The 24,053-nt window shown below is 59.5% G+C and carries 24 protein-coding genes and 1 pseudogene; 12 read left to right on the forward strand and 13 right to left on the reverse strand.

Features of this window, described 5'->3' with window-relative positions; all coding sequences use genetic code 11:
- Positions 1 to 19 precede the first annotated feature (19 nt).
- The gene (gene hemN / locus AC1DON_RS16755) at positions 20 to 1,396 is read left to right on the forward strand and encodes an oxygen-independent coproporphyrinogen III oxidase (protein ID WP_476935960.1); all 1,377 of its coding nucleotides are present in this window, start codon (positions 20 to 22) and stop codon (positions 1,394 to 1,396) included.
- Positions 1,397 to 1,474: 78 nt separating this feature from the next.
- On the opposite strand, the gene AC1DON_RS16760 is transcribed toward hemN, so the two are convergent.
- A complete protein-coding gene (locus tag AC1DON_RS16760) occupies positions 1,475 to 1,861 on the reverse strand; it encodes a c-type cytochrome (RefSeq protein ID WP_476935961.1) in 387 nt (128 codons plus the stop codon).
- Between the two features lie 84 nt (positions 1,862 to 1,945).
- A pseudogene (locus AC1DON_RS16765) lies at positions 1,946 to 2,602 on the reverse strand (OmpW/AlkL family protein).
- A gap of 130 nt (positions 2,603 to 2,732) precedes the next feature.
- Between AC1DON_RS16765 and AC1DON_RS16770 the strand changes: the two are divergent.
- The 3 genes from AC1DON_RS16770 to AC1DON_RS16780 are packed head-to-tail and all read left to right on the forward strand — an operon-like array spanning position 2,733 to position 4,686.
- Complete coding sequence (locus AC1DON_RS16770) at positions 2,733 to 3,626, forward strand: universal stress protein (RefSeq protein WP_476935962.1); 894 nt, start codon at positions 2,733 to 2,735, stop codon at positions 3,624 to 3,626.
- A 2-nt stretch (positions 3,627 to 3,628) separates the two neighbouring features.
- On the forward strand, positions 3,629 to 4,207 hold the full coding sequence (locus AC1DON_RS16775; protein WP_476935963.1) for an NAD(P)H-dependent oxidoreductase: 579 nt from the start codon (positions 3,629 to 3,631) through the stop codon (positions 4,205 to 4,207).
- On the forward strand, positions 4,207 to 4,686 hold the full coding sequence (locus AC1DON_RS16780; protein WP_476935964.1) for a ChaB family protein: 480 nt from the start codon (positions 4,207 to 4,209) through the stop codon (positions 4,684 to 4,686). Before AC1DON_RS16775 ends, AC1DON_RS16780 begins: the two co-directional genes overlap by 1 nt.
- 72 nt (positions 4,687 to 4,758) lie before the next feature.
- Here the strand turns inward: AC1DON_RS16780 and AC1DON_RS16785 are convergent, their stop codons facing one another.
- Positions 4,759 to 5,223 carry a phasin family protein gene (locus tag AC1DON_RS16785; protein ID WP_476935965.1) on the reverse strand — a complete coding sequence of 155 codons (465 nt, stop codon included), beginning with the start codon at positions 5,221 to 5,223 and terminating at the stop codon, positions 4,759 to 4,761.
- Positions 5,224 to 5,365: 142 nt separating this feature from the next.
- On the opposite strand from AC1DON_RS16785, the gene AC1DON_RS16790 reads away from it, so the two are divergent.
- Positions 5,366 to 6,076: a DUF6629 family protein gene (locus tag AC1DON_RS16790; RefSeq protein WP_476935966.1), complete on the forward strand. Its 711-nt coding sequence runs from the start codon at positions 5,366 to 5,368 to the stop codon at positions 6,074 to 6,076.
- Here AC1DON_RS16790 and AC1DON_RS16795 read toward each other — a convergent pair.
- On the reverse strand, positions 6,015 to 7,124 hold the full coding sequence (locus AC1DON_RS16795; RefSeq protein WP_476935967.1) for an acetate/propionate family kinase: 1,110 nt from the start codon (positions 7,122 to 7,124) through the stop codon (positions 6,015 to 6,017). The two genes, AC1DON_RS16790 and AC1DON_RS16795, sit on opposite strands and share 62 nt — an antisense overlap.
- Positions 7,121 to 8,068 (reverse strand): bifunctional enoyl-CoA hydratase/phosphate acetyltransferase, encoded by a 948-nt coding sequence (locus tag AC1DON_RS16800; protein ID WP_476935968.1) that lies wholly within the window; start codon positions 8,066 to 8,068, stop codon positions 7,121 to 7,123. Before AC1DON_RS16800 ends, AC1DON_RS16795 begins: the two co-directional genes overlap by 4 nt.
- Before the next feature lie 205 nt (positions 8,069 to 8,273).
- On the opposite strand from AC1DON_RS16800, the gene AC1DON_RS16805 reads away from it, so the two are divergent.
- Positions 8,274 to 9,170 (forward strand): universal stress protein, encoded by an 897-nt coding sequence (locus tag AC1DON_RS16805; protein ID WP_476935969.1) that lies wholly within the window; start codon positions 8,274 to 8,276, stop codon positions 9,168 to 9,170.
- A 177-nt stretch (positions 9,171 to 9,347) separates the two neighbouring features.
- Here the strand turns inward: AC1DON_RS16805 and AC1DON_RS16810 are convergent, their stop codons facing one another.
- The 6 genes from AC1DON_RS16810 to AC1DON_RS16835 form a co-directional block, all read right to left on the reverse strand.
- The gene (locus AC1DON_RS16810) at positions 9,348 to 11,867 is read right to left on the reverse strand and encodes a cation-translocating P-type ATPase (RefSeq protein ID WP_476935970.1); all 2,520 of its coding nucleotides are present in this window, start codon (positions 11,865 to 11,867) and stop codon (positions 9,348 to 9,350) included.
- A 155-nt stretch (positions 11,868 to 12,022) separates the two neighbouring features.
- The gene (locus tag AC1DON_RS16815) at positions 12,023 to 12,229 is read right to left on the reverse strand and encodes a hypothetical protein (protein ID WP_476935971.1); all 207 of its coding nucleotides are present in this window, start codon (positions 12,227 to 12,229) and stop codon (positions 12,023 to 12,025) included.
- An 84-nt stretch (positions 12,230 to 12,313) separates the two neighbouring features.
- The gene (locus AC1DON_RS16820; protein ID WP_476935972.1) at positions 12,314 to 12,754 is read right to left on the reverse strand and encodes a hypothetical protein; all 441 of its coding nucleotides are present in this window, start codon (positions 12,752 to 12,754) and stop codon (positions 12,314 to 12,316) included.
- Positions 12,755 to 12,784: 30 nt separating this feature from the next.
- Positions 12,785 to 13,420: a helix-turn-helix domain-containing protein gene (locus AC1DON_RS16825; RefSeq protein WP_476935973.1), complete on the reverse strand. Its 636-nt coding sequence runs from the start codon at positions 13,418 to 13,420 to the stop codon at positions 12,785 to 12,787.
- A gap of 82 nt (positions 13,421 to 13,502) precedes the next feature.
- The gene (locus AC1DON_RS16830) at positions 13,503 to 13,856 is read right to left on the reverse strand and encodes a hypothetical protein (RefSeq protein WP_476935974.1); all 354 of its coding nucleotides are present in this window, start codon (positions 13,854 to 13,856) and stop codon (positions 13,503 to 13,505) included.
- Positions 13,857 to 13,899: 43 nt separating this feature from the next.
- On the reverse strand, positions 13,900 to 14,133 hold the full coding sequence (locus tag AC1DON_RS16835) for a response regulator transcription factor (protein WP_476935975.1): 234 nt from the start codon (positions 14,131 to 14,133) through the stop codon (positions 13,900 to 13,902).
- 185 nt (positions 14,134 to 14,318) lie between these two features.
- Here AC1DON_RS16835 and AC1DON_RS16840 point away from each other — a divergent pair, with 185 nt between their 5' ends.
- From AC1DON_RS16840 to AC1DON_RS16860, 5 genes are all read left to right on the forward strand, one after another.
- The gene (locus AC1DON_RS16840) at positions 14,319 to 14,492 is read left to right on the forward strand and encodes a LuxR C-terminal-related transcriptional regulator (protein WP_476936189.1); all 174 of its coding nucleotides are present in this window, start codon (positions 14,319 to 14,321) and stop codon (positions 14,490 to 14,492) included.
- Positions 14,493 to 14,578: 86 nt separating this feature from the next.
- A complete protein-coding gene (locus tag AC1DON_RS16845; RefSeq protein ID WP_476935976.1) occupies positions 14,579 to 15,937 on the forward strand; it encodes an MBL fold metallo-hydrolase RNA specificity domain-containing protein in 1,359 nt (452 codons plus the stop codon).
- On the forward strand, positions 15,934 to 17,463 hold the full coding sequence (locus AC1DON_RS16850) for a thymidine phosphorylase family protein (protein WP_476935977.1): 1,530 nt from the start codon (positions 15,934 to 15,936) through the stop codon (positions 17,461 to 17,463). Before AC1DON_RS16845 ends, AC1DON_RS16850 begins: the two co-directional genes overlap by 4 nt.
- Positions 17,460 to 18,338, forward strand: a complete 879-nt coding sequence (locus AC1DON_RS16855; RefSeq protein WP_476935978.1) for a ribose-phosphate pyrophosphokinase — start codon at positions 17,460 to 17,462, stop codon at positions 18,336 to 18,338. The genes AC1DON_RS16850 and AC1DON_RS16855 overlap by 4 nt, the downstream gene beginning before the upstream one ends.
- Positions 18,335 to 19,618: an MgtC/SapB family protein gene (locus AC1DON_RS16860; protein ID WP_476935979.1), complete on the forward strand. Its 1,284-nt coding sequence runs from the start codon at positions 18,335 to 18,337 to the stop codon at positions 19,616 to 19,618. The genes AC1DON_RS16855 and AC1DON_RS16860 overlap by 4 nt, the downstream gene beginning before the upstream one ends.
- 49 nt (positions 19,619 to 19,667) lie before the next feature.
- On the opposite strand, the gene adhP is transcribed toward AC1DON_RS16860, so the two are convergent.
- Together adhP and AC1DON_RS16870 are read right to left on the reverse strand one after the other, a co-directional pair.
- Positions 19,668 to 20,699 carry an alcohol dehydrogenase AdhP gene (adhP, locus tag AC1DON_RS16865; protein WP_476935980.1) on the reverse strand — a complete coding sequence of 344 codons (1,032 nt, stop codon included), beginning with the start codon at positions 20,697 to 20,699 and terminating at the stop codon, positions 19,668 to 19,670.
- Between the two features lie 259 nt (positions 20,700 to 20,958).
- Complete coding sequence (locus AC1DON_RS16870) at positions 20,959 to 22,005, reverse strand: helix-turn-helix domain-containing protein (protein WP_476935981.1); 1,047 nt, start codon at positions 22,003 to 22,005, stop codon at positions 20,959 to 20,961.
- 289 nt (positions 22,006 to 22,294) lie between these two features.
- Here AC1DON_RS16870 and adh point away from each other — a divergent pair, with 289 nt between their 5' ends.
- On the forward strand, positions 22,295 to 23,812 hold the full coding sequence (gene adh / locus AC1DON_RS16875; protein ID WP_476935982.1) for an aldehyde dehydrogenase: 1,518 nt from the start codon (positions 22,295 to 22,297) through the stop codon (positions 23,810 to 23,812).
- The last annotated feature ends 241 nt before the right edge of the window (positions 23,813 to 24,053 follow it).

Raw genomic sequence — 24,053 nt, forward strand, 5'->3', positions numbered from 1 at the left:
CTAATAGCGACAAATAACCATGCAAACACCCGTAAAATCCTGGCAGGAGCTCGACCAACTCAAGTGGCTGGGCAAGGAAGCACCGCGTTACACCAGCTATCCGTCGGCGCATCATTTTGGTGAACTCACGCCGGCGACCTATTCAGACTGGCTAGCAGCGTTGCCGCGTGAGAACAGCATCGGGCTTTATGTGCATGTGCCCTTCTGTGAGCAGATGTGCTGGTTCTGCGGCTGCAATACCCAAATCACCAAGCAGTACGAGCCCATCGAGGCGTATGTCGGGAGCCTAATCCACGAGATTGGCCTGGTGGGATCTGTACTCGGCTTTCGTCCGAAGGTGCACGCGCTGCATTTCGGCGGGGGATCGCCTGGCATCCTGCAGCCAGGGACGATAACGCGCCTGTTCTCGGCCCTGCACCTGAATTTCGACATTCTCACGGGTGCCGAGATATCGATCGAGCTCGACCCACGCCGGGTGACGAAGGCGAAAGCGCATACCTATGGCTATCTGGGATTCAATCGCGTCAATCTTGGCGTCCAGGATACGCAAGAGGTGGTACAGGCAGCCATCAATCGCGTGCAGCCCATGGAGACAATCCTTTCCGCAATAGGGGCTTTGCGCGATGAAGGGCTGCAATCGCTGGGCATCGACCTGATCTACGGCCTGCCGCACCAGACGTCCGAAACCCTCGGGAGAACCCTTGAGGATATTCTTCAGCTTAAGGCGCAGCGCATCAGCGCCTTTTCATATGCGCATGTGCCATGGATGAAAAAACACCAACGCTTGATTGACGAAAGGGCGCTTCCCGACCTGGGCGAAAAGGCCTTGCAGTACCTGCAGATCGAAACTCAGCTGGCAGATAACGGCTATGTCGGCGTCGGGATTGACCATTTTGCGACGCCGGACGATGGGTTGGCCAAGGCACTGTCGAACCGGACGCTGCGCCGGAACTTCATGGGCTATACTGATCTGCCAAACGATCGCCTGATCGCGCTAGGAGCCTCATCGATCAGCGAACTCGATCAGGGCATCGCACAGAATATTCCTCAGGCGACAAGCTATCGCAGTCTCGTCGCCTCCGGCAAGCTGCCCACGGTTCGTGGCTGGTCTTATCGTGGTGACGATGCTGTTCGCCGGGAAGTCATCGCAGATTTGATGTGCTACTTCGAAGCGGACACGAGTGTGATCCTGCGCCGCCACGGCTTGTCAGGCGATTATTTCAGCGAAGAGTTGGCCGGGCTTGAGGAATTCCGTTTGGCCGGGTTGGTAACGATTGACGATGGACGGGTCATATTCGACGCGCCTCTGAAGATGCTCGTTCGGTCCATCGCGGCTGTCTTCGACCGTTATGCGCGGACGACGAACAACAGCCCGCGCTACTCGCGGGTGGCATAACCGCTGGCTTCCAGTTCTAGGCACGTTGCGGTAATGACCGGACCTGGGATGAATGCCAGTGGGTTCTCCGGCCGAAACCTATTTCAATGTCTTGAGGTAGGCGATAATCGCCTTGCGATCAGCCGGCCGGTCAAAGTTCATCGGCATTTCCGTCCCCGGATGCATGGTCATCGGGTTCGTCAGGAAACGGTCCAGACGTTTTTGGGTCCAACGCTCCCCGCGACGGCCAGCCTCCTGGAGCGCAGGCGTGTAATCATATCCTTCGACGGACGCTACACGGCGGCCAACGACGCCGAAAAGGGCCGGGCCGCTGTCGTTGATCATGTGCTTGCTATTGTCGTGGCACAGAGAGCAGTGCCGGTCATAGATCGTTCCACCGAGCGCCACATCCGCCGGCGTTGCTGCCCGGGCAGCGCCCGTGCTCAACAGACAGAGCGCGAAACAGGTGAGAATTTCGGTCTTCATGCAGTTTCTCCCGGACATGGTGTTCGTCACTATGGTCCGGGAGAATGGCTTCGCATTGATCGGGATCAATGCGCGGCGTATGATTTAGAAGCGGTAGGCCAGACCGACGGAGGTCACCGCCGGATCGAGGACGACTTCGGATTTGAGTGCGCCGCCGTTTATGCGCGCATCCGTTTTATAGAACACCTTCTTATAGTCGATGTTCAGCGCCCAATTGCCTTTCAGGGCGACGTCGACACCCGCCTGAATCGCCGTGCCGCCGCTGTTCTTAAGGGCTACGGTAAAGCCATTCTTGTCCTTGCCATTTTACCAGTTCATAAAATTGACGCCGGCGCCGACATAGGGACTGACTTTTCCTTTGGGATTGAAGTGATACTGAGCCGTTACGACCGGCGGCAGAACCCAGGTTTCGTGAACAAGAACATCGGTCGTGCCGCCTTGCGCGCGGATATCATGTTTGGAGGTTCCAAGAATAGCTTCGACAGCGACGTGGTCGGTGAAGAAGTAGGTAAAGCCGAGTGTTGGCACGGTATCGTCATTCACGGCGACGGCCAGTCCGGTCACTGCATTGCCAGACGTCAGAATGGGACCGTCCTCGTCCGGCGCGACGGTGGTTAACCGGGCGGTCACCTGCCACTTTCCGGCCTGCTTCGGTTTGAAATCATCCGCGGAAGCGGCGCCGGCGATACTGGCAGAAGCAATTACCCATATAAAAATTGTGGATTTTAGAACACGAGGCATGACGGCTCCTTATTAGCTGCGTTACGTGCGGGCCCGCCAAAAGCACGATGTTCGCAGGTGCGAATTGATCGGCATCAAAGCGAGATTATAATCGCTGTGTGACTCTTCGGCTCAACACAGGAGCCAAACGATGTCGATCAAATCTCTTCTTTTTGTCCATGACGGATCAAGCCAAGCCACCGAGGCACTCAATTCAGCGCTTGCGCTGGCCCGTAGCTATCGCGCCACCCTGCGCATACTCCACATAGCCGCGCCGCCCGTGCTGCCATACGTCCTGGGCATTCCTGAGTATGCCTATGCCGCATCAACCGATCAGTCGGTGCTCGACGTCCTGGAAAGCGAAGCCCGTCAGATGGCCGACGGCGCGATAGCCCAGGCGAATGCCGCCTGCCAGCGCCAGATGGTGCCGGTGCGCGAAGGCTTCGCGGACATGATTCCCGGTCAGGCGCAGGCGATCTACCGCACCGTCGTCGGTGAATTGGATGTCTGCCTGCCTCTGGAAGCCTTTACCGCCGATCTCATTATCAGCGGCCATGAAAATCATCCGGCCGGTGACCTGAAGGTGGTTCTGACCTCGCTTTTCGAGGCCGGGAGGCCGATCCTTCTCTTCCCGCGCGATGCGACCGTCACCTTCCCCAGCGCCGGGCACGCAGGGACGGTTGTTCTGGCATGGGATGGCAGCCGGGCCGCGGCCCGGGCGCTGCGCGAAGCCGTGCCTCACATGCTTCATGCTGAAAATGTGTTCATTCTTCGTGTCCTGTCAGGTGGTGACAAGCCCGATGAAGTCGGCGAAGACGATCTCCTGACCTATCTGCGCAGCCACTGCATTGATGCCGAGTTGGTAATCGAGGAGCGTGGGGCCGCCAGCGTCGGCGAGACCATCGTCAAAAAGGCATCCGCGTTACAGGCTGAACTTCTGGTCATGGGCGCCTACGGCCAGGGGCATGTGCGCGAAATGCTGCTCGGAGGGACGACCGATTACGTTGTCAAGCACGCCGGCCTGCCGCTCCTGCTGGTACGCTAAAAATGAACAAGCGCATTCTGATCGTCAACGGCAATCCTGCACGGCAGCGGCGCAGTTTCAGCGAGGCCTTGGCCGAAGCCTACCAAACCGGGGCTGTTTCGGCCTGTCATGATGTGCGGCGTGTTAACCTCGCAGATCTCGATTTCGACCCCATCCTGCACGAAGGGTATCAGGGCCATCAGTTGCTGGAGCCTCATCTGACTGCGGTCCAGGATTTCATTCGATGGGCCGACCATATCGTCTTTATTTATCCGATGTGGCAGTTCAGCGTGCCGGCGCTGGTCAAGGGGTTTTGCGAGCGCGTATTCACGCCAGGGTTCGCTTACGAACTGTCTGCGGAAAACCCGATGAACGCAGCCCTGCTCAAGGGCAAGTCTGTCCGTTTGATCCAGACGATGGGCATGCCAGGCGCCTTCTACTCTCTCATTTTTCGGGCGCATGGCGGCAAGGCTTTCCAGTCTCTCTTCAGGTTTTGTGGTTTTGATCCGGTCAGGCTGACGATCATGGGCATGGTTGAGGGCGAGGCCAGTCGTCATGCGCATCTGGCAAGAGCGAGCAAGCTTGGCACGCAAGGCGTTTGATGCAAATCGAGGAGAAAATCATGTCCGATCGACAAGGCCACCCCAGGATATTTTCGCGTGAAGCCGGAGGCGATGGATGCGAACTCCACGTTGTTTGCGAGACGGCGCCCAGCGAACCCGTAGAATGTTACGAGCGGACTGTTGGTGGCGAGGGGGGCGAATTCACCGTGGTCCGTCACCACGAACAGGAGACCGCCGTCGCCTCTGGAGGTCGCGCCTCTGTCTATCCATCGAACGCGGATTTACCGCCGGATATTCGGGAACAACTGCCGTCAGCGGTCCAGACGCTATACCGTCAAGCCTATAACCATGCATGGGAGACGTATGTGATGCCGTTACGCCGTGGGTTGATGGCGAGCCATGATGCGGCTGCCAAGCGCGCGGCCTGGGCCGCGGTACGGCGACTCTATACGCAGGTTGGAACGACCTGGATTCGCCGCCGCAGCCAGTCCAGTTCCAGTAAGATCGATGTATCTTAAAGAGAAGGCCGCCCCCCCTTAGGAGGCGGCCTTCTGTCTGTCCGCAATTGGCGACGATCTTGCCGGTCTATCTCAGTCCGCAAAGGCGCGAAACAGTCTTTGCGGGCCATCTGTTATACGGGTGACGAATGGGTCCACGGCCTTCGACCATGTCTCAAATACGTCGCTGTAAATCTTGGCCGTCGCTTCAGCGGACCCGTTCAGGCTTTCCATGGTACGCTTCTGCAGCCTGACTATGTCCGCCGGCGTTCGGCAGCTCATCGCCTCACGCCCAATCTCGACATAGGTCTCAGCCGAGGTCGTAATGGCCTCGACATAGGCTCTGCCAAGTTCGGTAAAGAGCTTGGCGCTTTGCGAGCTCGTTTCGATGGCAGCGGCGATATCGTCCGAGCAGATGGCCGCACACTCGCTGGCAATCTGATTGAGGCTATCACTGGCACGCTTCACGGTTTCCGTCGTTTCATGGATCGGATAGGCTGGGGCGTCTTTGAGGCGGGATTTTGCTGAACGCCCCGAAGAGGCAGTATCTGCAGACATGGTCAACTCCCTTGCAGAGTATTTGGTTGCGGCTTTCACTATAGCCCGGCGCCGCGTCTTCCATTTGATTACGATCAATCCGTTGAATTGATTTGCGTGAGACAAGCTGGATGATCAGCTGTGCACTCCGCGGGGGATATTCATGTGCTTTTCTGCTCCGGTCAGCTTTGCAGCCGGCCTTCTTCTTACCGGTATCGGTGCCGCCGCATTGCGCACACCTCTCAGGCCAGCTGAAAAGCCATTTGCCTATATTCCCTTACTCTTCGGTGCTCAGCAATTGATCGAGGGCATGCTTTGGCTCTTGCTGCCGGTGCAGTCTGCGGTCCTTTCAATCCATGTGCTCGTTCAGTTATATGTACTGTTCGCCGGCGCCGTCTGGCCGGTCCTTGTGCCGCTTAGCATTTTCCTTATGGAGACCAGTCGGCCAAGGCGATTTGTACTGGGAACTCTGTCCGTCGCAGGGGCCGCGATTGCCCTCTATACTGTGAGTATCGTCGTATCGCAGGGATTTACCGTCGGCATCGCCAACCAGTGTCTTACTTATGGCAATCCTTTGGGCGTATTGCCGGGGACGCTGGCCATATATGCCGTAATCGTCTGCGCCCCGTTCTTTGTCAGCAGCGATCCTGGCATCCGCTGGATCGGCGCGGCCCAAGTGCTCGGTCTTGCCTTCGCCTGGACCTTTTATCGCAATAACCTGCCGTCCGTCTGGTGTCTGTTCGCAGCCATCGTCAGCATGTTGATCTATGCCCGGCTTCGCGAAAATCGGCGCCCGGCAGACATAGGGACAGTCAAGAGTCTAGCAACGGCGCCACATCAAGCGCCATTGCACGTTCCTCATCGGCCGGAATGATATGGACCTCGAAGGGGGGGAGCCAGGAGAGAGCATTTCTGATCCGGTCACGGACAGATGCGGCCTTTTCGCCGATGCCACCCGTGAATATCAAGCCATCCAGGCCGCCCAGGCTTACGCTCATCGCTGCGATCTGCTGAGCCGCCTTGCGCACGAAGTAGTCTATCGCGAAGGCGGCATCCGGTTCAGTGCTGCTCAGCAGGGTTCTGACGTCGTTGCTGACCCCGGACAGGCCTTTCAAACCGGAGTTCTCGTAGAGAATCGTTTCGACGTCCTCGACCGACAGGCCGAGCGCACGCTGCATGTGTATGACGACACCCGGGTCGAGCGCGCCGCAGCGTGTCCCCATCGGCAAGCCGTCAAGCGCCGTCAACCCCATTGTCGTATCGATGCTTTGCCCGGAGGTCATGGCACAAAGACTGGCGCCGTTGCCCAGATGCGCGACGACGACCCGCCCATTGTACAGGTGCGGCAGGTCTTTGTGCAGGCACCGGGCGACCCAGGCGTAGGACAAGCCGTGAAACCCATAACGGCGCACTCCCGCCGATCGTATGTGCTCCGGAAGCGCAAATTCGGTTGCCAGGCGGTCGCGATGGGCATGGAAGGCGGTATCGAAACAGCCGAACTGGCGTAGCTGAGGATGCGCCTTGGCCAGGACTTCGGCTGCCGCAAGGTTGTGGGGCTGGTGCAGTGGCGCAAGTGGGATCAGCGTCTTCAGATAGGAAAGCGTGCTGTCTTTCAATTCGACACTGCGGTCGAGGTCGGGACCGCCGTGCACGATGCGGTGTGCCGCGGCGATTATCGGGAAAGGTGCATTGTCGTCCACCCAATCGCGCACGAAACGAACGGCTCCGTCGATATCCATATCCAACGGAAGAGGGAGGTCGCCATCGTCGCCCTGGTGCCGGAAGACCGGCCGCTCGCCGATACCAGTCAGTTTCCCGCCACCGAGGGCAGGCAGGGCAGGTTCAAGAGCAAACAGGCGAAACTTCAGGCTGGAGGAACCGGCGTTAACCGTCAGGAGTGCGCCCGTCGAAGTCGCACTCATTTGATCCGCCCCAGCCGGCGCGCTGCGGCAAGGTGCACGGCCAGCACGCAGGACATCAGCCGTGCCTGGACGGAATCGGCGCGGCTCGTCAGAATAATTGGCACCCTCGCGCCTAACACGATGCCCGCCGCCTGTGCGCCGCCGAGATAGATCAGCTGCTTTGCCAGTGCATTGCCGGTCTCGATATTGGGAACGACAACAATATCGGCATCGCCCGCGACATCGGAAATGATGCCCTTTTCGAAGGCCGCGTCCCGGCTGATGATATTATCGTAGGCGAGGGGACCGTCGATCAACGCGCCTGTGATCTGGCCGCGCTCCGCCATCTTGCATAGCGCCGCCGCATCGATGGTCGATGGCATGGACGGCAGGACTGTTTCGACGGCGGACAACACAGCAAGCTTGGGTTTGCGGGCATCACCGAACAAGCTTCGCCACAGGCTGATCGCGTTGCGGCAAATGTCGGCTTTTTCGGATAGATCCGGTGCGATGTTAATGGCTGCATCCGTGATGATCAGAGGCTTGGAATAGGTCGGCACGTCCAGCAGGTATGCGTGACTGATGCGCCGCTCGGTGCGTAGTCCGGAGGATGCTGCGACCACCGGATGTAGAAGCTCATCCGTGTGCAGCGCGCCCTTCATCAGAGCGTCAACCTTGCCGTGCGCGGCCAGTTCGACTGCCTTTTCCGCGGCTGCATGGCTGTGTTCGGTGTCGATCAGCTCCCATTTCGCAATGTCGGTGCCTTCAGCCGCCTCCAGAATGCGCGTGCTTGGGCCAATCAGAATAGGTTCAATAAGGCCTTCAGCCTGTGCATCGGCAGCGGCTTCGATGGATTCATTGCTGACGGGGTGAACAATCGCGACCTTCAGGGGCTCGAACGTCTTCGCACCGTCGAGAAGCGACGCATAGGGATGGCGGTCGAGTAGCTGGTTGTTTTCGGTCATGAAGCGATCCGCGCGGGTGAATATAAAACCTGAGCATTGCGAGACGACGGGATGGAGCTCCAGCCAAAAAACGGTGGCGTCCTGCTGTCTTGAGCGTGTTCGGTCACTCACGCGCTGTAGTGACACAAATATTCAATGTGCCGTTTGAGCATGATCAAATCCAATTTTTTTCACACGGGCTAGACATGCGAAAACGGAGATCGTCATGCCGGTTCGGACAATACTGTGCCTGTTTCGCGGAACTGCCCAGGAGTTCAATGCGTTATCCAGCGCCTATACTCTCGCTGAAGCCCAACTGGCCCAGGTCCGTGTGCTGCATATCGTAGAACCGGCACCGATGTCGGCTGCTGCTTTTGATGCAACAGGATTTGGCTTTGCAGCGATCAGTGATGGTGACAGCCTGCGCGCCGTTGATGCAGCTGAAAAAGATCTGACGGAGGTGGCGCGCAGCTATGCCGCAGTTTTCGCTCAGCGGCACCATATCGCCTGGCGCGAAGACGATATGCCTGTCCGGCCATCTACGGTGACTGCCACGTTCCGGACGAGGTTGGGCCCGCCCCAGGCCTGCCTCTCTGACGAGGCCAAGACATGTGACCTGATCGTGACCGGGTATGAAAACGCGCCCGACGGGGATTTAACGACCGTCCTGATCGCGCTTTTCAGCGCTGACCGGCCGCTGCTGCTCGTGCCGCATACACCCGGCGCCGTGATGGCCGTCGATGGGCGTCCTCAGACGGTTCTGATTGGGTGGGATGGCAGCCAGGCCGCCGCCCGCGCCACCATAGCGGCGGCGCCAATACTGGTAATGGCGCACAGAGTGCTGCTCGTGACGCTTCTTTCTGAAGGCAAGGCGGCGGATCGGGAAGCCGATGCCGACATCGACGCCTATTTGCGCAGCCATGGCGTCATGCCTGAGTTTGTCCACCTGCATCCGGACAAGCGCCAGGCCGGTGAAGTCCTCCTTGAACAGGCCGGCGCCTTCGGCGCCAATTTGCTCGTCATGGGCGCCTATGGTCGAGGACACATCGGAGAGATGATCTTCGGCGGCGCTACGGATTTTGTCGTAAAGCACGCCAGGCTGCCGCTACTGCTGACACGTTAAGATCGAGAGGCAGATGCGTGCCGCTTGCTGTCGAAATCCGGCACGATGCCGAATATTTAGGCGGCAGCAGCTGCATCAGGTCTCAAGCATCTGCATACCATTTGCCAGTTGGGCATCGGCTGATTTCAGCGCCGAGCGATATCTGGCGCCAATGTTCTGGCCATTTCCATAAGCGTGTTACCGGCTAAGCGGCCGCCGCCAGAAGGTTTTTAAGACCTCGAGCAGGAGCAACCCAGCAGCAGCCAAGCCCACGGCAATGGCCATGTCGACAGCGTCCAACGGTCCAAAGTCCAGGCCATTTCTGGCCCAGGGCAGCAGGTAGGCCACGCTTGTGCCCGCCGCCACAACCATGGCGACGATGGCAAGCATGGCATTTGGCCGGCGCAATGCCGCGACAACCGAGGTGCTGAACGACCTGTTGACGAGGGTCAGGCTCATCAGGGTCAAAACCAGCGACAGGAAGGCCACACCGCGTATCTCCGCTTTGTCGGAACCCTGCAGCAACAAGACCGGCAAGGCGATCAGGGCGAAGACAACGAGCCCTTGCGCCACGCCCCAGGCAAGCAACGGAAGGGAGAGAAGCGGGGCCTTGGGCGAGGCCGGTGGCCGGCGCATGACGTCCTTCTCCTCGGCTTCATTTTCAAAAACCAGTGAGCAGACAGGATCGATGACCAGCTCGAGCAGGGCAATATGAATGGGCCCGAGGATAGCCGGCAAGCCGAACAGCAGTGGCAAGAGCGCCAGACCGGCAACCGGCACGTGCACGGCAACGATGAAGCACATGGCCTTGCGTAGATTATCGTGGATGCGCCGGCCCAGGCGGATGGCTTTCAGGATTGACCCAAAGTCGTCGTCCAGTAGTACGAGCGAGGATGCCTCCCGCGCAACATCGGTGCCGCGTCCTCCCATGGCGATCCCGATGTGGGCCGCTTTGAGCGAAGGTGCGTCGTTGACGCCGTCTCCGGTCATGGCGACAACCTGCCCGTCCGCTTTCAGGGCGTTGACAATCCGCAGCTTCTGCTCCGGCTTTATACGGGCGAACACCGTTGTGAAGCGCATTGTGTCTGCCAGGGTCTTCTCATCCATCTGCTGCAATGCGTCCCCGGTGATCACAGCTTCAGCATCCAGACCGGCCTGCCGGGCGATTGCGCCGGCTGTGACGGAATAGTCGCCGGTGATCATCACGACACGAATACCCGCCGTGCGCGCTTCAGCAATCGCGTCGGTTACGCCGCCTCGCAATGGATCGGCCAATCCAGCGAGGCCCATGAACGCAAGCGGCAGATCGCTATGCGATTCCGGCAGGTCGCCCGGACCGGGCGAGGCCGAGGCGATGGCGAGTACGCGCAACCCTTTGCTCGCCATCAGGTCTGCGGCGGCCAGCATGCTGGAACGCGCCTGGTCATCCATGCGGCACAGCTGCGCTATGGCCTCCGGAGCGCCCTTGGCTGCCGCAACCAATCCGCCATCAGCCTGCTGCCAGACCTGCGTCATGGCCAGCAGGTCGGGCCTCAGGCCGTAGGCTCGAGAAATCGTCCAGTCAGATTGTCCCCGGTCGCCAACAGCGTCGCTGAGGCGGTGAAAAGCCATTTCCATCGGATCGTACGGCTGAAGATCGCTGGCCAGACGGCCAAACATCGTCAGGCGCCGAAAGTCTTCGGATGGTGGCGCAGGCGTGGCCTGCGGATCCCAGGTGCTGCCGTCGGGCAGACTTAAGGCGGCGACCGACATGCGATTTTCCGTGAGTGTGCCTGTCTTGTCGGTGCACAATACCGTTGCAGCACCCAGCGTCTCGATGGCTGCGGCGTTGCGGGTCAGAACCCGTGCACGCGAAATCCGCCAGGCTCCCATGGCGGTAAAGACAGTCAGGACAACGGGGAACTCTTCAGGCAACATCGACATGGCAAGTGCTATGCCGGCCAGAATGCCATTGAGCCAATCGCCACGGAGCAGCACATGAAGTCCGACGGCGACAGCACATATGACAACGGCACCGACACCGAACAGGCGAACCAGCCGACGTGTCTCCGCCAATAATCTGGGCGGCTCGCCTTTCAACCTGTTAAGGCTGGTACCGATCTGGCCGATGCGGCTCCTGACCCCGGTTGCCGTGACGGTTGCGAGGGCTTTTCCCCGCACGACGAGCGTTGCCGAAAATACCTCGTCGTCTGCGCCTCCCTTATGAACCGGTACCGACTCCCCTGTCAGCAGCGACTCGTCGATCTGCAAGTCATGCCATTCTGCCAACACAGCGTCAGCCGGCACGCGACTGCCTTCCTCAAGCACTATCAGGTCGCCGCGTACGGTTTCGCGTCCGGGTATGCGCTTGCGGGTGCCACCGCGTATGACAAGAGCACGCGGACTTGTCAGGTCGCGGAGGGCTTCGAGTACTTTTTCAGTCCGTGTTTCCTGAACCACGGTTATGACTACGGATATGCTGGCGAGCAGGAGCAGGATCAGCGCCTCGCCCGGGTCGCCGAGTACAAGGTAAAGGAGACCGGCTGCCAATAGCAGCAGCATCATCGGTTCGCGTACCACGTTCACGGCAATAGACAGAAACGAGCGCTTTTCTGGCTGTGGCAACTCGTTGTAGCCATCCGTCTCCAGACGCGCGGCGGCATCGGTTTCGTCCAGCCCGGCCAAAGCGACATTCAGGGCATCCAGGGACTGGTCTAAAGTGCGTTCAATTACCGGCATGGCTAGCTCCACAGACCCGAAAAAAGGGAAGCGCCGGTCGTGGGGGACGACCGGCGCCGACCGGCGACGTGAGCATGTGCCCAATGCGGGTCTACATCACCCTCTACGTCGCCGGAGTTAGCCAACCACAAGGGCATTTTGATCGGCTAATATTACTATCTTTTGCAGGCCGCGACTGTCAGGACGCCGGCGATAAAGCCTAAGCCGAGCGCGATCCCTACCGCCGCACTGGGGTGGCTGCGGATTTCGCGGCGTGCCGTCCGGCCAAGATTTTGCGCCTCGTCACTGGTGTCTTCGACAATGTCCTGCAACCTGTCGAGCGTCTCGGCAAGTTGCGCCTGCATTCCGGGTTTCAGAGCCATGGATTTGTCCTTTCAAATGATCTGACCACACGTTAGGCGCCGCGTTGAGCGAGACCTTGACCTGGGTCAAACCGACAAAATTTCTCAAAGAATATTTATCATCTGCATCCAGGTCCTGCCGTCTCCGCGTGCCAACATGCCAGTGGCTAGAAAGCCGCTGCGTTCCAGGACAGAGGCTTGGAGTGCATCGTCTATTGGGTAGGACGCCATCAAAAGCGCGCAGCCTGGACGGCGCTTAACAAACGCCAGAAATGCTCTCAACGTTTCGATGACGAGGTCCCGATCTTCTGTCTGCAAATCGAATATCAACGCGGGTCCAAAGCGGCGAAGCGCCGCGTCAATCCACGGCGCGCTGAAGTCAAGACGAAGTGAGCCAAACGCGCGTTCATCTGCTCTTGCGATCCATTCGGGAATGCCTGGCACTGGCTGTTGAAACTGAAGTCTTGGGCGACGGGCCGTTCGGAATTTTCGGGCCAAAGGCGGGGATCTGCGTGTCGCGGTCCTGAGGTTTGCGGTCTGCAACATCTTGATCCCCTCCTCTGAATGAAGACGGCTCTACCCCGCCGCGTCTTCCAGTGCTTCCCAGCGCAGGACATCGACCTGACGGGCAGACGCCAGGCGAATAACGCGAGCGTCCTTCAGCTTTGTAAGCGCTCGCGACACGGTTTCTATGGTCAAGCCCAGATAGTCAGCAATGTCGGTGCGTGACATCGGAAGCTCGATATCGCCATGACCACGCACGTCCTGGCGCTCAGCCATTTCCAACAAGAACCCCGCGACGCGTCCGACGGCATCGGTACGGCCGAGCGTCAACAAGTGGTCGTGGGCGCGGCTGAGCGAGCGCAAGGCGAGGGCGAGGAGTTCCCGCGACAGGTCGGACTCACTTCCGGGGCGCAGGATTTTTAAGCCCACGGCTGTGACGGCGTCGGCAAAGAAATGGCGTTCGGTCCCGGCTTCGAAGCCGAAGATCTCGCCGGGCATATGGAAAGCACAAATCTGGCGCCGTCCGTCGGCGAGCAGGCGGTAGACTCTCACCACGCCAAACGCCAGCTGATAAAGTGCACCGGCCTTATCGCCCTCAGCGAAGATTTCGGCACCGGGTGTAAAGCTGATCGCTGAGGCGACGGCAAAAGGGGCAAGACCCGTGGCCGGTTGTGCACGTGTGGTGGTGATGGGCATGGCGTCGAACATTGGGCACTCCGTGGACCGTTGTTGACGTCAGTTGTCACGCGAAACCGCGCCTCGCGATATTAGGTTTTATCCCTACGTAGTTTTACGTATCGGGGTTGGTAAGCGCGGAGCGCAGCGCGCTGACCAATTCTTGTGCATGCAGGGGCTTACGAACGAACGTTGCGTTTCTGAGCCCTGATGGAAGGCTGGGGCTGCTGGCCAGGACAAGAAGGCGCGCACCCAGCTTTTCCAGAGTGCCGTTATCAATAAACCGCTTTGGCACACCGCCGTGGTCCATAACCATGGCATGGTTCAAGCCCAGGTCGTCGCCTGGCTGCCATGCCGATCGTGACTCTACGCTGAAGCCTTCCGCTCTCAGCATGAACGCGAGTGAATGCCGAAGGTCAGCATTCGGAGCGACGACCAGCACCTTGGCATGAGGAAACGAACTATTCATAAGGCGCTGTTAACACAGCGTGCAGGTGGTGCCTTGATCTGCGTCAATTTGTCTTAAGATCGACGGTCAGCGTCATTCGAACCAATTCAGGAAGGCTTCTCGCCTGCATCTTGTGCATGATGCTGGCGCGATGAACCTCGACTGTCCGCGGATTGATCTGAAGAACATAGGCAATGGTCTTGTTCGGCAGGCCCGTGACAATGCCAATCAGAATTTCAGTTTCACGTCCGGTTAACTGGCCAAGGCGTTGCCGGACCTCGGTTGTATTGATGGACACATTCTCCGCCTGTGCCTACCACCTGTTGGACAACCCAGATCATCGTCGATATGCCGACTCAAGGCCTCTTTGTTTAGTTTCTGGCCACAGCGGTTGTTATGTCGGTAGCGAATTTCACCACCTTTGCGACCTCGCCAGTGTCATCCGCCGTGGGATTATAAGTTGCTTGGATAAGCTCCGGCGAAATCAGCTGTTTAAGCGCCGTCGCAGCGGGGTTGAATCTGGAGGCAGCGGCCATGTTCACCGGACACAAGCCGAAAACTGTAACGTCATACATCAAATCGGCGACTAAAAAGCTGGGTGCCGCCAACCGGACTGAAGCGGTCGCTGAAGTTATACGCCATCACCTGATTCATTAGACGTGTAGCGCTAATTTGCTCGAAATCAAATACATGCCCGGACTGCTGTGAAACTGTGGCTCCCAACCATAGAACACGGGGGCACAATGTTCACTTTGACAAGCCTTGGCGGTGCGGGAACGGTTACCGGGTCGAAGCACCTCCTTGAAATGGACGGCGCCTCATTACTGATCGATTGCGGTCTGTTTCAGGGCCAGAAACACCTGAGAGAGCAGAACTGGCAGCCGCTGGCCATCGCGCCGGATAAGATTTCCGCCGTGGTATTGACCCACGCTCACCTGGATCATTCCGGATATCTGCCACGCCTAGTGCGGGATGGTTTCCGCCGGCACATCTATGCCACGGACGCCACGATCGATCTGTGCGACATCCTGTTGCGGGACAGCGGCCACATTCAGGAAAGTGACGCAGAGTTCGCTAACCGGCACGGGTTTTCCAAGCACCGTCCCGCCATGCCGCTATATGACGTAAACGACGCCGAGCGTTGTCTTGGCTATTTCCGGGCCGCCGAGTTCCATAAACCCATAGATTTGCCCAAAGGCGCACGTCTCACTTTCCGGCCGGCGGGGCACATACTGGGCGCGGCGACGGCCCAGATCGACTGGAACGGTCAACGCATCGTCTTTTCCGGGGATCTCGGCCGCTATGACGACCCGATGTTATCCGCGCCTGAACCGGTTTCCGGGGCGGATTACCTCGTCGTCGAATCGACTTATGGCAATCGCAAACATGAGGCGACCGATCCTGTCGAGGCCTTGGGCGCAATTATTGATCGCACTACGGCGCGTGGCGGATCGGTAATCATTCCCGCGTTTGCTGTCGGGCGTGCGCAGGCAATGCTCTATTACCTTTGGCGGTTGAAGGCCGCGGGACGTATCCCGCTCATACCGATTTATCTCGACAGTCCGATGGCGATCGACGCCAGCAATCTCCTTGCGCGCCATATCGACGATCAGAAACTTTCGGCCGAACTTTGCCGTGAGGTCTGCCGCGTGGCGACATATACCCGTGATGTCGAGTCCTCGAAGGCCATCAGTTCCAATCACGTACCCAAGGTCATCATCTCAGCAAGCGGAATGGCGACCGGCGGACGGGTTTTGCATCACCTGAAAGCCTATGGTCCCGATCGGCGCAACACGATCCTTTTCTCTGGCTTTCAGGCGCCGGGGACCCGTGGCGCCGCTTTGCTGGGCGGGGCAACAGACGTGAAGATCCATGGCCAGTGGATTCCCATTCGGGCCGAGGTTGCCAATCTTCCAATGCTATCGGCCCACGCTGACGCCGACGAGATACTGCGATGGCTTGGTGGTTTCCAAAAGCCGCCGCGCAGAACGTTTATCGTGCACGGGGAAGCAGACGCTTCGGAGACGCTGCGTACCCGCATAGAGGGCGAACTCGGCTGGAAATGCACCGTATCTGAGCCTTTGCGCAGGTACGAATTGTGACGGAGGAACTCGAGGCTGGGGAAAACTACCCGCAGGTTCTGCAGGCGCGCCGCATGGGTCTGGTTAGTCAACACGAAGCGATCGTGCTGATGCGAACGGACTGTCACGTCTGTCACGCCGAGGGGCTGTACGCCCGGGCCCAAGTGGTCATCACCGCATCCGACGGACGGCAAGCCTACGCAACGCTTTATCAGGTTGAAGGCGACTGGTTGGCGCAGAACGAAGCGGGGTTGTCAGAAGCGTTATGGCAGCGGCTGGCTGTGCATGCCGGTGCGTCGGTCACCGTCCGGCACGCTCCGCCGCTGGAATCCCAGTCGGCCGTCAGGCGTCGCATTCACGGACAGAGGTTAACCGAAGACGCCTATCGCGGTATTGTCAACGATGCGTCGGCAGGACGTTATACGGACATACATCTGGCCGCCTTTCTGACCGCATCGTCTGCCCTGCCGCTCGACCTGAATGAAATCATCTCATTGACGAAGGTGATGGTGGACGCGGGTGATCGCCTGCATTGGCCACATCCCATTGTGGTCGATAAGCATTCTGTAGGGGGGCTCCCCGGCAACCGGACGACGCCGATCGTCGTCGCGATCGCCGCTGCATGCGGGCTTATCATGCCCAAGACATCCTCACGCGCTATCACGTCGCCTGCGGGAACGGCCGATACGATGGAGACCCTGGCACCGGTCGATCTCGACCTTGCCTCCATGCGGAAAGTTGTCGAGCGGGAAGGAGGGTGTGTCGTCTGGGGCCGAGCGGTCAACCTGAGCCCGGCAGACGATGTCTTCATCCGCGTCGAGCGTGTCCTCGATATCGACACGGAAGGCCAGCTGATCGCTTCGGTGCTGTCCAAAAAGATTGCTGCGGGATCCACCCATGTCATCCTGGACATACCTGTCGGTCCGACAGCGAAGGTCAGGACGGATGAGGCAGGCCAGACATTGGCACTGATGCTCGAGGCGGTCGCCAAGACGTTTGGCCTCACGGTCCGATGCTTGCTCTCAGATGGTGCGCAGCCGGTGGGCCGGGGGATTGGGCCCTGTCTCGAGGCCCTCGACATTCTATCGGTTCTACAAAATCGCGGAGATGCCCCCCAGGACCTGAGCAGGCGTGCCTGTCTTCTCGCCGGCGCCGCGCTGGAGATCGGCGGGCTGGCGTCTACCGGCGCAGGTATTCGCATGGCCGAAGGGGCCTTGGCGGATGGACGGGCCTGGGCAAAATTTCAGGCGATTTGCGAAGCCCAGGGCGGGATGAGAACGCCAGCCGTCGCACCCCAGAGCTGGCCCTTAACTGTGGCGCATAGCGGTCGGGTGGTACAAATCAACAACCGGAAGCTCGCACGGCTTGCCAAACTCGCCGGTGCTCCGGACGTGAAAGTCGCTGGTTTGCGTATGCTCGTGCGGCTTGGCGACGACGTACAGGCGGGGGACCCAATCCTGGAGATCCATGCGGCATCACCCGGGGACCTTTCTTATGCCCTGGCGTATGCACGCGCGAACCCGGATATCGTGGAGCTGGAGGCATGAGGCGGGCGTTTTTGGCGATGCCAGGCAATGAAGTGCTGGCCAAGCAATTGGCGTCCGAGCTACCGGCACAGGAGATCACCCTTGAGTGGCGGCGCTTCCCCGACGGGGAGGCCTATGTGCGGATATGTGGTGACGTTTTGGGCGTCCATGTGTTTGTCGTCTGCACCCTGGCAAATCCCGATCCCCAGGCACCAAGTCTCCTGTTCGCTGCGCGTACGGCACGCGAGCTCGGCGCGGCTAAAGTCACCTTAGTCGCGCCGTACCTGGCCTATATGCGCCAGGACAAGGCGTTCAAAGCTGGGGAAGCGGTGACATCGGCATGCTTCGCTGCGTGGATCTCGCAATATTTCGACGACCTTGTGACGGTCGATCCGCATCTTCACCGCTATGCCGCGCTATCAGAAATATATTCCATCCCCGATCGTGTGCTGCGTGCCGCGCCGCTCATCGGCCGGTGGATATCGGCGCATGTACCCAATCCTCTGATCGTCGGCCCCGACGATGAAAGCCGGCAATGGGCCTCCGAGATTGCGTCTGCGTCGGATGCTCCGTTTGTGGTTCTCGAAAAGCTGCGCTCCGGAGACAGGCAGGTAGATGTCCGCGTTCCTGATCTTGCCCGTTGGAAACACCACACGCCTGTGCTGGCGGACGATATCGTATCCTCTGGCCGTACAATGATTGCGGCCGCTCATGGGCTAAAGGGCCAGGGGTTCTCGAACCTCGTTTGTATCGCAGTGCATGCCGTTTTTGCCGGCGACGCCTATGCCGAACTGGCAGGCACTTTCGATCGCGTCGTATCCACCGATACTGTACCTCACGTATCGAACGCCATCGCGCTGAGTGACCTCATTTGCCAAGGCATATTGGACGAATGACCGCTTTCCTCTCGAACATCCTGCATCCGTTTTCCGGTCTCTTCCTGGCACTTGCACTCGGTGTCCTGATTGGCGTCGAACGGGGCTGGTCCAAACGAAGCGAGCTTGCCGGCAGTCGCATCGCCGGGATTCGCACCTTCGGTCTTCTGGGACTGCTCGGCGGCCTAACAGGCTATATCTGGTTGCACCACTCTCCCGGCCTGGCTGTTGTGCTCGGCGGCGTAGCCGCGTTGACCTTGCTGGCTGGCTATATCCGCAAGACCCATGCAACGGACGATATGAGTGCGACATCTACGATCGCAGGTGTCGCGACCTTGGCGATCGGGGTTTTGGCGGGCTTTGGTGCCGGGATCGTCGCTTCCGTCAGCGCGGCCCTGATGACGCTTCTACTGTCATCAAGACGACAATTGCATGGCTGGGTCGAGCGATTAAACGAAGCCGAAGTTCAGGCTATCGCCGTCTTGGCAGTAATCAGTCTTGCCATCCTGCCCCTGCTGCCGGATGGAAATTACGGACCTTTCGGCGCCTGGAATCCCAGGCACATCTGGATGGTTGTGGTTCTGGTATCAGGACTGTCGTTCGCAGGTTACCTGGCATCGAAGTGGCTTGGGGAATCGCGTGGCGTTCTGGCGACATCCGCTGCCGGCGCCGTTGTCTCATCCACCGCGGTGACCGTGGCCCTGGCGAGTCGCATTCAGAAACAGGATGGCCAGGAGGACATACTCGTCGCCGGGATCGCACTTGCATCCGCGATCATGTTCCTGCGCGTTTTAATCCTGACCGCATTACTCGCTCCATTTGCCTTTTCATCCCTGGTCATCATTATCGGACCGCCCGCGGCCACGGGCATCATTTACGCGGCATGGCTCGTGTGGAAATCGCGCGCGGCGCCAGCGACCAAGTCGTCTGCCGTGCCGGTGCGAAACCCCTTCGACCTAAAGCCGGCATTTGCTCTCGCGGGTCTGGTCGCCGGATTGTCAGTATTGGCGCGCTGGCTGCTGCAAGAGATTGGCGAGGCAGGGGTCGCAGTTGCCTTGGCCATCTCTGGTATGGTGGACGTCGACTCTGCCATAATCACGATGAGCGGGCTGCCGCCCGAGACAGTGCCAGGGATGACCGCCGGCTTGATCCTTGCCATGCCCGTCATGCTCAACACGATCCTTAAAGCGAGCATTGCGGTCGTGACGGCCGGAGGGGGCAATGGGTGGCGGGCCGCTCGTCCATTGATACTAAGCCTTTTTGCGGGACTTTCCGGTCTGCCGTTCGTGCTTTTCTTATGAAAAAAAAGCGCGGTGTGAACCGCGCCTTCCAGCCATTGGAACATCACCTCTATCTTGAGAAGTCCAGAACCATCCGGCCGTCTATTTTCCCGGCGGTCATTGCGGAAAAAATAGTGTTTATATCCTCAAGCGGCGCCTTCGTAATCTCTGCTGTTATCTTGCCTTCAGCTGCGAAGGCCAAAGCCTCGTCGAGATCACGCCGCGTTCCGACGATCGATCCTCTGACAGTGATACGCTTGAGGACAACGTCAAAAATCGGAAGAGGGAAGGCGCCCGGCGGCAGGCCGACGAGACTGATGGTTCCCTTGCGCCGAACGATATCCAGGGCTTGCGAAAAGGCCGTCGGCGACACGGCGGTGACAAGAACGCCATGGACCCCTCCGCCGGTTGTCCTGACCAGGTCGGACAAGGCGTCCTGCGACCGGCCGTCCACAACCAGATCCGCGCCGCTTGTGCGGGCGAGGTCAAGCTTGTCCGGCGCGATATCGATCGCAGCGACATGAAAGCCCATGGCTTTTGCATACTGTACCGCGACGTGGCCTAGGCCTCCCACGCCGGAAATCGCGACCCATTCCCCCGGTCGGGCTTCCGTTTCAATCAAGCCTTTGTATGTCGTGACGCCGGCGCAAAGAATAGGGGCGATGGCTGCGAAATCGACATTGGCTGGCAAGCGTGCAACGAAGGGCGCAGCTGCAATGACGTATTCTGCGAAGCCGCCATTGCAGCTGTAGCCAGTGTTGTGCTGGCGCTCGCAAAGCGTTTCCCAGCCGGTCTGACAATATTCGCAATCCAGACAGGCATCGTGCAGCCAGGCAACGCCTACGCGGTCACCTTCCTTTACGTTTGTAACACCCTGTCCCAGTCCGGCTACGACGCCGGCGACCTCGTGTCCTGGGATAAAGGGCGGCTGTGGCTTGATTGGCCAGTCGCCGTTCGCCGCATGAAGATCCGTGTGACATACGCCGCAGGCCGCCACTTTTACCAGGACTTCGCCTGGACCGGGGACTGGAATTGGCAGATCCTCGATGGCCAGCGTTCGTCCAAAAGTACGAACGACGGCCGCTTTCATGGTGTTTGACATGGATGACCTCTGTTGGAAACCAGATGCCGTCTGTTCAATATGATAATTTAGGAAGTTGCCTTGACCTCAGTCAATGCTGCCTAATCATCGCCAAAATGATGACCAGTCCCTGCCCGTGGCACGACGCCTCGATAACAAGCACGCAGGTTGAGTATAGGCGCTGGCTGGACCGAACCACAGTTTTTAATGATCGTGAAAGCTGCGGTGGCGAAGGCGCCTGTGCCAGCTACGGCCAGCAGCAGGACCGCGACCTCGGTGATCATTCGGCCTGACCCAAGCGCCGGTAGATGGTGCTGCGATGAATTCCCAACTGCCGGGCCGCTGCGCTGACACTGCCGTTATGGACGGCGAGGGCCTGGCGGATCGCCGACAGTTCCACCTCTTCGAGGCGCGGCCGGTCCAGTGGTAAGGACGGTCCCGCCGTTTCGCCGTCGAGCACGGTGTGGAATTCGCGGCCGTCCTGGCCGCGCAGCAGGCCCGGAGCCAGACGCCCGGCCGTGATGTCGAACAGTTCTTCGACATGTATATGATCCAGGACGTCCCAGGTGCGGCCGATCAGGGACAGGCCGCGCCGGTTGGCTGCGACGATGACTCCGTCCTTCAGGACCAGGATGCCTTCGCGTGCCACGCCCAGAAGATTGGGGTCGGTCTGGAAGCGCAAGGTTTGGCAGCCGTCGAAACCGCCGCGAAACAGGCGATGCTCGATCTGTTCGACCGCCAGCCGGACCAGGCCCAGAACGTGGCCACTGGAAGCCAAAGCTGGAGTTGAAATATCCAGCACACCAATGGTGGCGCCACGTGGGTCGATGATTGGGGTCGCGGCGCAACTGAGGCTCTGGTGGCCGCGGAAGTAATGCTCGGCACCGTTGACGGCGACGGCGCGCCGTTCGGCGATCGCGGTGCCGATGGCATTGGTGCCGGTGCCGTCCTCGCTCCACAGGGCGCCCGGGCTCAAGGATACCTGGGCGGCCTTGTCGGCAAAGCTTGAGTCCCCGACGGCATCGAGAATCTCGCCGCGCGCATTGGTCAGGATGACGATGCCGGAAATTTCGCGCGCCTCGCCATAGAGGGCGTCCAGTTCCGGAAGGCAGACCCGGCGCAACGCCTCATGCCTCTCATGCAGGCTTTTCAATTCGGTCCGCGTTGGAGACTCGACGTGCGGGGTGGCGCGTTCGTCCAGTCCCATGTCGGCGCAGCGAATCCATGAGCGCAATATGGCATGGCTGATCTGTTCGACTGGCAAACCCTTGCCGGCGAAGAAGACTTCGCGTGCCTGCTCGATCTGTGACGGGTTGCTTTGAGTCAAGCCCCGCTCCCTGTATGCGTTATTATCATCAGGAAAAGCCCTTTACCCCTGCTACACAAGTTTATTCGCGGCAGGTCACGCAAGATGTGAAGTCGCACCCTGCCACTGTGTCGCACTTTGCGACACAGTGGTGCGCCCTTGTCGTGGCGCGCGACAATCCCGCTCCAGCTGCCAAAAAAACATGTCTCCAGCGCGGCTTAACGCCCTCGCGCGCATTGCCAGGTTTTCCGCCCGGGCACAGCTTCAGGGGCAAGGGCCGCAACAAGCCCGCACCTGCAAGGAGGATATTATGACCAAGTTCGAGCAAATCATCGCGGCCGAGTCGCCGTTCAAGACGCGCTACGGCAACTATATCGGCGGGAAATGGATCGAGCCCGTACGCGGCCGCTACATGGACAACACCTCGCCCGTTAACGGGCGCAAACTGTGCGAAGTGCCGCGTTCCTCGGTCGAAGATATTGAACTGGCGCTCGACGCTGCGCATAACGCCAAGGATGCTTGGGGCCGGACCTCGGTCACGGAACGCTCCAATATTCTGCTGAAGATTGCCGACCGCATAGAGGCCAACCTGTCGCTTATCGCCGAGGCCGAGACCTGGGATAACGGCAAGCCGCTGCGTGAAACCACGGCTGCGGACATTCCGCTCGCCATCGACCATTTCCGCTATTTTGCCGGCTGTATCCGCGCCCAGGAAGGCTCGATCGGTGAATTGGATAACGATACGGTCGCCTATCATTTCCACGAACCGTTGGGCGTGGTCGGCCAGATCATCCCGTGGAATTTTCCTATTCTGATGGCTGCCTGGAAGGTGGCCCCAGCCCTCGCAGCGGGTAACTGCATTGTGCTGAAGCCGGCGGAACAGACCCCCGCCTCGATCCTGGTGGTTGCTGAGATCATCCAGGACCTCCTGCCGCCGGGCGTCCTCAACATCATCTCCGGGACCGGACTCGAAGCTGGCAAGCCCCTCGCGCAAAGCCCTCGCATCGCCAAGATCGCCTTTACCGGTTCGACGGCGGTGGGCAAGGAGATCATGCGCTACGCTGCCGATAATGTCACCAACATAACCCTGGAACTGGGCGGTAAGAGTCCGAACATCTTCTTCGCCGACGTCATGGCCGAGGATGACGACTTCCTCGACAAGGCCATGGAGGGATTTGCCTTCTTCGCCCTCAACCAGGGCGAAGTCTGCACATGTCCGTCGAGAGCCCTGGTCCAGGAATCGATCTATGACCGTTTCATGGAGCGCGCCGTCAAGCGGGTCGAAGCTATCACCCAAGGCGATCCGCTTAATATGGGCACCATGATCGGCGCCCAGGCGTCGCAGGAACAGTTCGACAAAATTCAACGCTATCTTGAGATCGGCCGCGAGGAGGGAGCCAGGGTGCTGACCGGCGGCGAAGCCAATCGCCTGGGCGGTGACCTTGACGACGGCTACTACATCAAGCCGACCATCTTTGAAGGCCACAACAAGATGCGCGTTTTCCAGGAGGAGATTTTCGGTCCGGTTGTTTCGGTGACGACCTTCAAGACGGTCGAGGAAGCGATCGAAATCGCCAACGACACGGTCTACGGTCTGGGTGCAGGGGTGTGGTCGCGTGACATGAATCGGGCCTATCGCGCGGGCCGGGGCATCCAGGCCGGCCGCATCTGGACCAACTGCTATCATGCCTACCCGGCCCACGCCGCATTCGGCGGTTACAAGCAGTCAGGCATCGGTCGCGAAACCCACAAGATGATGCTGGACCACTACCAGCAAACCAAGAACCTGCTGGTGTCCTATGCGCCAAGTAAGCTAGGCTTCTTCTGACCGTCCCATGTGGGCCTGTCGCTGGCGCCTGAAGGGTTCCTTTCGGGCGCCGGAGTTCGGCACGGTTCACCGGACACTCAGCCCCGGCCAATGTTTCAGAACCTGCTCCACTGGCATTGCGATCCGACGTCGGCCCGTCGTCCACCATCAAAATACTTCAACCACAGGGACATCCCAAACCGCCACCGTCTTGGTTCGATTTCCGATAGTGGCACGGGCCGGGCACGATCGGCATAATCAG

The sequence above is a fragment of the Asticcacaulis sp. P4_H10 genome (genome assembly GCF_056400965.1).